The following is an 8,235-nucleotide window of genomic DNA, read 5'->3' as shown; positions in this document are numbered from 1 at the left end:
CGCGGCGGGAAGGCCGGGGCTTCAGGCTCGGGCTCCGGTTCAGGCTGCGTCAGGTCGGCCAGCACCTGGGAGACCTGTTCGCGCGCGGCGGCGGTCGATGCGGCGTCGTCGGTCTGCAGCGCCTGGTCCAGTGCGGCCTGGGCCGCAGCCAGGGTGCCAGCCAGCTCGGACTGTTCCTGCACGTGCGGGGTCTCGGCAAGCTTTTGCAATTGCTCTGACACCAGATCCAGGCTCGCATCGCCCTGCCCGGCTTGCTCCAGCGCCTGCACGACCTCTTCGGCCACGGCCTGGGCTTCCTGCTTTTCGACCTGCTGCACGTGGTGCGCAGCAGCCTCGACCGGGTCATCCGGCGTGCTCAGGACTTTTTTTTCGCGGCCCATCAGCGGGGACAGCACCCCGCTGGCTTCGTCGTAGGTGAACAGGGACTTCGCCAGGGATGGCTGCACGCCCATCATGTCGATGAGGAAACCCAAGGCACCCAGGTTGCTGGCCAGGCGGTCAAAGACCCCCGATTCGGCCGCCACTTGCAGGTCACTCGATGGCAGCAGCAGCTGGTCGACGTCGTCGCGCATGCGCACGCTCGCGTGGGCGGCCAGGTCCAGCCCCAGCACGGCCAGCACGCCGCGGATGGACTGCAGCTGGTTCGGCACGTTCACCAGGGGCGCGCGGTTGAGCGGGTCGCGGAAGAACTGGTCGATGTGCTTTTCGCACTCCGACAGCGTGGTGCGCAACTCCTGCACGACGCTGCCGATGGTCTGACGATCGGAGACGCGGCGGTAGAGGTCCTCCATCCAGCCCTCCAGCGGCGGGGCGGTCTGGCCCTCGCTGACCAGGCGGATGCGGTCGGCCAGGCGCTGCATGCGCTCGTGTTGTTCGCCGGACTCGAATTCACCATCTTCCAGGCAGGCCTCGACGTACAGCACGCTGGTGGCGACTTCCATGGCCAAGCCGGCCTCGGGCCCCTGGGACGACTGCACGGTGCGTTGCACGGCATCGGACAAGGCCGTGGCCAGCACCTCCCCATCGGGGAACAGCTTGCGCAAGGAGTCACCGACCAGGCTGAACTGCTCGTTCAGACCGCCAAGGCGCAGGGCCTCGCCAGCGGCAACGGCCGACCAGCCTTCTTTGGCGCTGGCCACGCGCTTGAGCGCCTGGGCGATGGTGGCCGGATCGTGCCGCCCCAGCGAGGACGCAGCCAGGCTGACAGGGCGGTGGCGCTCCAGGCCAAAGGTGCGGCGCACGCGGGTGAGCACGGAGCGCTCGGCGGCCGGCGTTTCCTGGGCCTGGGCGCAGAAGAACAGCAGCTCGTTGGCCAGGCGATCAGACGGCACGCCATTGCCTCGCACCAGCACGCGCAACTGGCTGAGCAGCGACGACAGCACGCGCTTGGCGTGCACGTCGAGCGCGATGTGGCGGTCGGCCAGGCCCTCGAGGAAGCCGCTGGCCAGCATCCAGGTGGCGGCCTCGCGGTGGGCGCGGCGCTGTTCGGCGTCGCGCGCCAAGGCGGCACAGACCTGGGCCAGGTCGCGGGCGTCTTGCGGCTGCTGGCGCTTCATCAGGCCCAGCAAGCCACGCTCGAAGGCGTCGACCGTGCCCGCATCGGGCTTGCGGGGCTCGACGTCATCGGGCGCTTCCAGGCGAGACTCCAGCGACAGCGAAGGCCAGTCCTGGGACCAGAGATCGGAAGGACGCGGCAAGCCGCCACCCACGCGAGACACCAGGGCCTCGTACTGCGGGAACAGCTCGACGGCCGAGACCTGCTTGCCACCGATGCGGCGGCCCATGTAGTCGAGCAGCGCAAACGAGGCACGCTCGATGTCGCGCACGGCATCGGCCGACAGCGAGGCCGGACGGCCCACGAACTTCTGCACCAGCGCTTCGCTGGCGCGCAGCAAGGCCGCACCGGCAGGCAAGCCAGCGAGTTCGAGCGCGCCCACACCTTGGTGGATCTGCTGGCGAGCGGTGCGCAGCACGGACGGGTCGAGCGCATCGACGTCCGACTGCGAGGCCGAGGCCTGGTCCTTGAGCGCACGGTTGAGCGCCTTGTGTGCGGCGTCCAGCGACTTGCGCAACTCGTCCTGCACCCATGCCAGGGCGCTGAGGTCGTCTGCGGGCAGGGCGGCGTCGGTTTGCAGGCTGTCCATGGGATCCCGGGTGTTTGCTTGTCTTGACGTTCGTGGTGCTGCGAAGCCGATCAGGAAGCGATCTTGAATCGGGCCACCTGCTGCTGAAGTTCTTCAGCGGTCTTGGCCAGTTCACGCACCAGCTGCGAGGTCGAGCGCGTGCCCTCACCCGTCTGCTCGGTCACGGCGAAAATGTGCTGGATGTTGGCGACCACCACGTTGGCGTTGTCGGCTTCGCGCAGCGCTTGCGACGAAATCTGCTCGATCAGCTCGGCGAGGCGGCGCGACACGCGGTCGATGTCACCCAGGGCAGATCCGGCGGCGTCGGACAGGCGGGCCCCTTCGACCACACCCTGCGTGGAACGCTCCATGGCGGCCACGGCGTCCTGGGTGTCGGTCTGAATGGTGCGCACCAGCGCGGCAATTTCGCGGGTCGCGTCGGCCGAGCGTTCGGCCAGTCGCTGCACTTCTTCGGCCACCACCGAGAAGCCGCGACCGGCTTCACCGGCTGACGCGGCCTGGATGGCGGCGTTCAAGGCCAGCACGTTCGTCTGCTCCGTGATGTCCGAGATCAGTTCGGTGATTTCGCCGATCTCCTGCGACGACTCGCCCAGTCGCTTGATGCGCTTGGAGGTTTCCTGGATCTGCTCGCGGATGGTGTTCATGCCGCCGATGGCGTTCTGCACGGCGGCCAGGCCGGAGTCGGCAGCGGCCAGCGATTGGCGCGCCACTTCGGCGGAGTGCTGGGCCTGGGCCGACACCTCGTTGATTCGACCTGCCATTTGCAGCACCGATTCGCCGGTTTCACGGATCTCGCGCAGTTGTTCGTCGGAAGCAGCCAGCAGCTCGGTCGAGGTGCTTTCGACCTCGTTGGTGGTGTTCGACACCCGCAGCACGGCGCCTTGCACCTGCGACACCAGCGTGCGCAGCTCTTCCACGGTGAAGTTCACCGAGTCGGCGATGGCGCCAGTGATGTCTTCGGTCACCGTGGCTTGTTGCGTCAGGTCGCCTTCAGCGACGAGTTGCAGCTCGTTCATCAAACGCAGAATGGCCGCCTGGTTGGCGTCGTTGACGCGCTTGGCCTCGCGCTCCTGGCGTTCGGCCTCCTGGCGCTGGGCTTCGGCGATCAAAGCGCGTTGGCGCTGGTCGGTCAGGAAGACGCGCAGCAGGCCGTACGAGGCCGTGACGGTCAACAGCAAGAAGACCAGGATCAAGGCCACGTTCAGGCCACCGATGCCGGCGCCTTCGGACAGCTTGGCCTGGACCTCTTCGAGGCCTTTGCGCAGCGGCTCGGAGTCGTCGATCACGGCCACCTGGGCGTCGCGCGCGGCCACCAGGCCTTGGAGGGAACCCAGGATGAAGGTCGACTGCGTGCGCGTGCGCTCGAAGATCTTGAGCAGCGCGTCCAGCATCTCGCGCATTTCCGGGTCTTTGGTGCCGGTCAGGCGCAGGTCCTGGTTGCCGCTGAGCAGGCCTTCGGCGGTTTCCTTGAAGGCGTTCAAGTCCTTGCCAAGCAGGAACACGGCCTCGGTCGACACGCCTTCCACCGTCAGGAATTCGTTGGCCGACTTGCCGATGCGCTGCGTCAGCATCACCAGCTGGTTCAGGGCCGAGGCTTCAGCCGGGGAGACGCCACCCTTCTCGATGCGGGCGTTGGCGATGCCTTCGGCCAGATCGAGCAGCTCGGACGACTGGCTGTTGACCTCACGCAGGGCCGCGCTCACCTGGGTCAGCGTCTGCTTCTGGCTCAACACGAAGTTGGCGTTTTTCTCGGCGCGATCGACCAGCGGCAGCATGGGCGTGAGTGCATCGCGCGCGGCGCCCGAGACCTCGGAGAGCTTGAGGGCGCTGTCGCCCTGGGCCAGGCCGCGCACGTTGGTGGCGAGCACCTTGGCCGAGTCCGCCACTTCCGGGAAGGCCTGGGCGCGACCGATCAAGGCCTGCGACACCGACTTGGCCAGGCGCTGCGACTGCATCAGGGCCTGACCGGTGGCACCGGTCTGGGCGGCACGTCGGTCGGCTGCGTTCACAGAGAGGAAGGCGGCGAGCATCAAGCCCAACACGCCCACGGCCAGCGCACCACCGAGGACGCGTTGCTGGCGGTCCAGGCGCAGGTGGCCGATCAGGGGCAGGCCCGTCTGCGACTCGCTGCCGGGCGCCGGGGTTGACAGGGCCTCCGCGTTCAGCCGGGTCTCGTTGTAGTCATCGGGGAACTGCGAAGGCGCGGCCTCAGAAATGATGGAGTCCGAAGTCGTGGTGTTGCCGCCAGGCTGGATGGTCGAAGGCGATGACTGCGTGTCCACCTGCTGGGAGCCATCGGCCGTGACCATGCCCTCCGTGCTCAAGGCTTCCGGCTGGACTTCCTCGCGATCCTGCGACTTGCCCAGCTCCTTGATGCGGCTCAGGAAACTCATGTGCTTGCTCCAGTGACTTCTGTGATTTGCTGTGTTCTTGTTTCGCGCGTCCACGCCCTTCAGGCGTCGATGCGGGCGAAGGCCTCGTCCGAGGCCAGGGCCGTGAGGTCGAGTTCATGCCAGGTGCGCCCCTGGGCATCGATCATTTGCTGACCGATGAAGTGCGGCCGCCTCGCGTCCTCGACTTGAGGGACGGGCTGAAGGTTGGACGGGTTGCGCAGGCCCAGCAGCCGGTCGATCAGCAGCGCGACGTTGACCTGCAGGCGGGCGTTGAAGGCCACCAGGCGGCCGGCGTCACGGGGGGCGGCGCCTTCGGTCACGGGACGGGGCGCGCGCTTGGCCATGCCAAGAAAGCTGGCCAGGTCGACCACGCCATTGAGCTGGCCGCGCAGGTTGGCCACACCCAGGAACCACTCGGCGCTGTGCGGCACCGGGTGGATGGTGGCGAGCGGAAAGATTTCACCGGACTGGTCCAGCGGCAGCAAAAAGCCGTGACCGGCGATCTCGACGGCCAGCCAGCTGCGCGTGGGCGCCTGCTCGCGCACCGTCTGCAGGCGCTCGGCCAGCCGTTGCTGCAATTCCCTGAGGGCTTCCTTGTTGGCCATCGAAGGTGCTCCGGATCAGCCGAAGGCCTTGATTTTGGCCAGCAGCTCGTCCGGGTTGACCGGCTTGACGACGTAGTCGCGAGCGCCCTGGCGCATGCCCCAGACGCGATCGGTCTCCTGGTTCTTGCTGGTGCAGATGATGACCGGCACGTTGGCGAAGTCCGGATCGCGGGTGATGGCGCGGGTCAGCTGAAAGCCGTTCTGGCCGGGCATGACCACGTCCATGAGGATCAGGTCGGGCTTTTCTTCCTGCAGGCGCTTGAGCGCTTCTTCGCCATTCTCGGCGGTGCGCACCTTGTAGCCCTTCTTGGTCAGCAATTCCGACAGAACGTGAAGTTCGGTCTTGGAATCGTCAACGAGCAGGATTTTCTGGATGGACATGGCTAACCTCTTGTCGTTCGCCACTGCGCCCTCCCGTGACATGGCGCGTGGCGTGGATCTTCACATTCTGGGGACTTCGGGAGGTCGCACAGCCCGCTCGGCGCGGCCGCACCCCCCCTGGGGGCGTTCTATCGGTGTTCAGCGGTGTATTGAGCGACAGCCTGCAACAACTGGTCCTTCGTGAACGGTTTGGTCAGGTAGTCCTGCGAACCCACCATTCGGCCACGTGCCTTGTCGAACAGCCCGTCCTTGGACGACAGCATGATCACGGGCGTGTTGGCGAAACGCGGGTTGCGCTTGATGATGGCGCAGGTCTGGTAACCGTCCAGCCTGGGCATCAGGATGTCGCAGAAGATGATGTCGGGGGCGTGGTCGTTGACCTTGGACAAGGCGTCGAAGCCATCTTCGGCCAGCACGACCTCGTAGCCGCCCTGCTTGAGGAAAATCTCGGCGCTGCGGCGGATGGTGTTGCTGTCGTCGATGACAAGCACCTTCCGGGACGCGGGGGCGTCGGGGTTCACGGATTCAGACACTGCAAACACTCCTCCATCTGGCCGACATGCCCTGAGGGCCATCGGGCAGCGTTTTCATGGTCGAGGGGCTCAGAGAGGCACCATCTCGAAATCGTCCTTGCGGGCGCCACATTCGGGACAGACCCAGTTCATGGGAACGTCCTGCCAGCGGGTGCCGGGAGGGATGCCCTCCTCTGGCAGGCCCGCGGCCTCGTCGTAGATCCAGCCGCAGATCAGGCACATCCAGGTACGAAACTCGCTCACGTTGGTTCAGACCAGCTTGAATACAATCAGCCCATTGTAGCCACGCCTTTTTTGTGTAAACCGCAGGGTTTGCCGGCAATGGCTCACGCTTCTTACACTGTTTACCCACCTGATGAACGCACTCCAGACCGGCCCGGACGAAGCCCAGCCCCCCACCGACCAGGACGGGGGTGCGCCAGCCTGCGTCATGAGCTTCAATGCCAACGACCCCAGCGGGGCCTCGGGCATCGGTGCGGACATCGCCACCGTGGCCGCCATGGGCGCCCACGCGCTGCCCGTGGTCACCAGCTTGCTGATCCGCGACACCGCCGAGGTGTTCGAGTCGGTCGAGATCGACCCGGAGGCCGTCATGGAGCAGGCCCGCTCCATCCTGGAGGACGTGACCGTCGCTTCCTGGAAGGTGGGCTTCCTGGGCAGCGCCGAAAACATCAGCGTGGTTGCCGAGATCCTGTCGGATTACCCCGACACCCCCCTGGTGGCGCACCTGTCCAACCTGTCCTGGATGGACGACGACGCCCAGATGGCCTACCTGGACGCTTACCGCGAGCTGATCCTGCCGGCCACGCACGTGCTGGTCGGCGCCCACCAGACGCTGACCGACTTCCTGCTGCCCGAGTGGGAGTCCGAGCGCATGCCCTCGGCGCGCGAGCTGGCCGTGGCCGCCTCCGAGCTGGGCGCCAGCTACGTGCTGGTCACCGGCGTGCAGTTGCCCGACCAGTTCATCGACAACGTGCTGGCTTCGCCGCAAGGCGCGCTGGCGGGCGAGCGCTTCGAGCGCTTCGAGGCCGGTTTCGTCGGCGCGGGTGACACCCTGTCGGCGGCGCTGGCGGCCATCCTCTCCAGTGGCACCGAGCTCGACGTCGCCGTGTCCGAGGCCCTGAGCTTCCTCGACCAGGCGCTGGACGCGGGCTTTCGCCCTGGCATGGGCAACGTCGTGCCCGACCGCTTCTTCTGGGCCCTGCCCCCTGGCGACGCCCCGGCCGATGGCGAGCCGCTGCCCGAGGGCAGCGAGCCGGGCCAGCCCACGCTCGACGACACCCCGCCGCCCTCTTCCCGCAACGTCCACTGACGTCATCCGACATGTCCCGCAACGCCCAGCTGTTCGAGCGCGCCCAGCGCGCCATCCCGGGCGGCGTGAACTCGCCCGTGCGTGCCTTCAAGGCCGTGGGCGGCACGCCCCGCTTCATCCAACGCGCCCAAGGCGCCTACACCTGGGACGCCGACGGCACCCGTTTCATCGACTACATCGGCTCCTGGGGCCCGATGATCCTGGGCCACGGTCACCCCGAGGTGCTCGAGGCGGTGCAAAAAGCAGCGCTGGAGGGCTTCTCCTTCGGCGCCCCCACCGAGCGCGAGATCGAGCTCGCAGAAGAAATCCTGAAACTGGTGCCCAGCGCCGAGCAGGTCCGCCTGGTCAGCTCGGGCACCGAGGCCGGCATGAGCGCCATCCGCCTGGCGCGCGGCCACACCGGCCGCAACAAAATCATCAAGTTCGAGGGCTGCTACCACGGCCACGCCGACGCCCTGCTGGTCAAGGCTGGCTCGGGCCTGGCCACCTTCGGCCATCCCACCAGCGCCGGCGTGCCGGCCGAGGTGGTGCAGCACACCCTGGTGCTGACCTACAACGACATCGAGCAGATCGAGCAGGCCTTTGCCACCCAGGGCGATGACATCGCCTGCGTGATGATCGAGCCCATCGCCGGCAACATGAACTTCGTGCGCGCCAGCGTGCCCTTCATCCAGCGCGTCAGCGAGCTGTGCAAGCAGCACGGTGCCCTGTTCGTGTTCGACGAGGTGATGAGCGGGTTCCGTGTTGGGCTGGGCAGCGCCCAGGGCCTGTACGCGCAGCTGATCCCGGGTTTCCAGCCTGACATGAGCGTGTTCGGCAAGGTGATTGGCGGGGGCATGCCGCTGGCGGCTTTTGCCTCGAGCCGCG

At 67.0% G+C, this 8,235-nt stretch carries 7 protein-coding genes and 1 pseudogene; 2 read left to right on the top strand and 6 right to left on the bottom strand.

The genetic code is table 11. The features are described 5' to 3' along the window. The 6 genes and pseudogenes from B2W70_RS09425 to B2W70_RS09400 all read right to left on the bottom strand — a co-directional run. Positions 1 to 2,144: pseudogene (locus tag B2W70_RS09425) on the bottom strand (hybrid sensor histidine kinase/response regulator); the annotation flags it as partial. Between the two features lie 50 nt (positions 2,145 to 2,194). Beyond that, positions 2,195 to 4,537 carry a methyl-accepting chemotaxis protein gene (locus tag B2W70_RS09420; protein WP_286745126.1) on the bottom strand — a complete coding sequence of 781 codons (2,343 nt, stop codon included), beginning with the start codon at positions 4,535 to 4,537 and terminating at the stop codon, positions 2,195 to 2,197. Positions 4,538 to 4,596: 59 nt separating this feature from the next. Next, positions 4,597 to 5,142, bottom strand: a complete 546-nt coding sequence (locus tag B2W70_RS09415) for a chemotaxis protein CheW (protein ID WP_058087961.1) — start codon at positions 5,140 to 5,142, stop codon at positions 4,597 to 4,599. Between the two features lie 15 nt (positions 5,143 to 5,157). Beyond that, positions 5,158 to 5,523, bottom strand: coding sequence for a response regulator (locus tag B2W70_RS09410; RefSeq protein ID WP_058087962.1), 366 nt, complete (start codon positions 5,521 to 5,523; stop codon positions 5,158 to 5,160). 128 nt (positions 5,524 to 5,651) lie between these two features. Beyond that, positions 5,652 to 6,056, bottom strand: a complete 405-nt coding sequence (locus tag B2W70_RS09405; RefSeq protein ID WP_286745123.1) for a response regulator — start codon at positions 6,054 to 6,056, stop codon at positions 5,652 to 5,654. Positions 6,057 to 6,125: 69 nt separating this feature from the next. Further along, the gene (locus tag B2W70_RS09400; protein ID WP_058087964.1) at positions 6,126 to 6,278 is read right to left on the bottom strand and encodes a rubredoxin; all 153 of its coding nucleotides are present in this window, start codon (positions 6,276 to 6,278) and stop codon (positions 6,126 to 6,128) included. Between the two features lie 133 nt (positions 6,279 to 6,411). Between B2W70_RS09400 and thiD the strand changes: the two genes are divergently transcribed. Both thiD and B2W70_RS09390 read left to right on the top strand, forming a co-directional pair. Next, positions 6,412 to 7,368 (top strand): bifunctional hydroxymethylpyrimidine kinase/phosphomethylpyrimidine kinase, encoded by a 957-nt coding sequence (gene thiD, locus B2W70_RS09395; protein ID WP_286745122.1) that lies wholly within the window; start codon positions 6,412 to 6,414, stop codon positions 7,366 to 7,368. Positions 7,369 to 7,379: 11 nt separating this feature from the next. Then, positions 7,380 to 8,235, top strand: an 856-nt coding sequence (locus B2W70_RS09390) for a glutamate-1-semialdehyde 2,1-aminomutase (protein WP_286745120.1), incomplete at its 3' end; no start/stop codon positions are given.

Source organism: Aquabacterium sp. UBA2148, from assembly GCF_002328915.1.
In the GTDB taxonomy this organism is placed as follows: domain Bacteria; phylum Pseudomonadota; class Gammaproteobacteria; order Burkholderiales; family Burkholderiaceae_C; genus Aquabacterium; species Aquabacterium parvum.
This window is presented reverse-complemented; position numbering and strand designations above follow the sequence as displayed.

Excerpts from the sequence above, each read along its gene's own strand:
- B2W70_RS09400 (WP_058087964.1), bottom strand. The coding sequence starts at position 6,278 with ATGTGCCTGATCTGCGGCTGGATCTACGACGAGGCCGCGGGCCTGCCA.
- B2W70_RS09415 (WP_058087961.1), bottom strand. The coding sequence starts at position 5,142 with ATGGCCAACAAGGAAGCCCTCAGGGAATTGCAGCAACGGCTGGCCGAG.
- thiD (WP_286745122.1), top strand. The coding sequence starts at position 6,412 with ATGAACGCACTCCAGACCGGCCCGGACGAAGCCCAGCCCCCCACCGAC.
- B2W70_RS09420 (WP_286745126.1), bottom strand. The coding sequence starts at position 4,537 with ATGAGTTTCCTGAGCCGCATCAAGGAGCTGGGCAAGTCGCAGGATCGC.
- B2W70_RS09410 (WP_058087962.1), bottom strand. The coding sequence starts at position 5,523 with ATGTCCATCCAGAAAATCCTGCTCGTTGACGATTCCAAGACCGAACTT.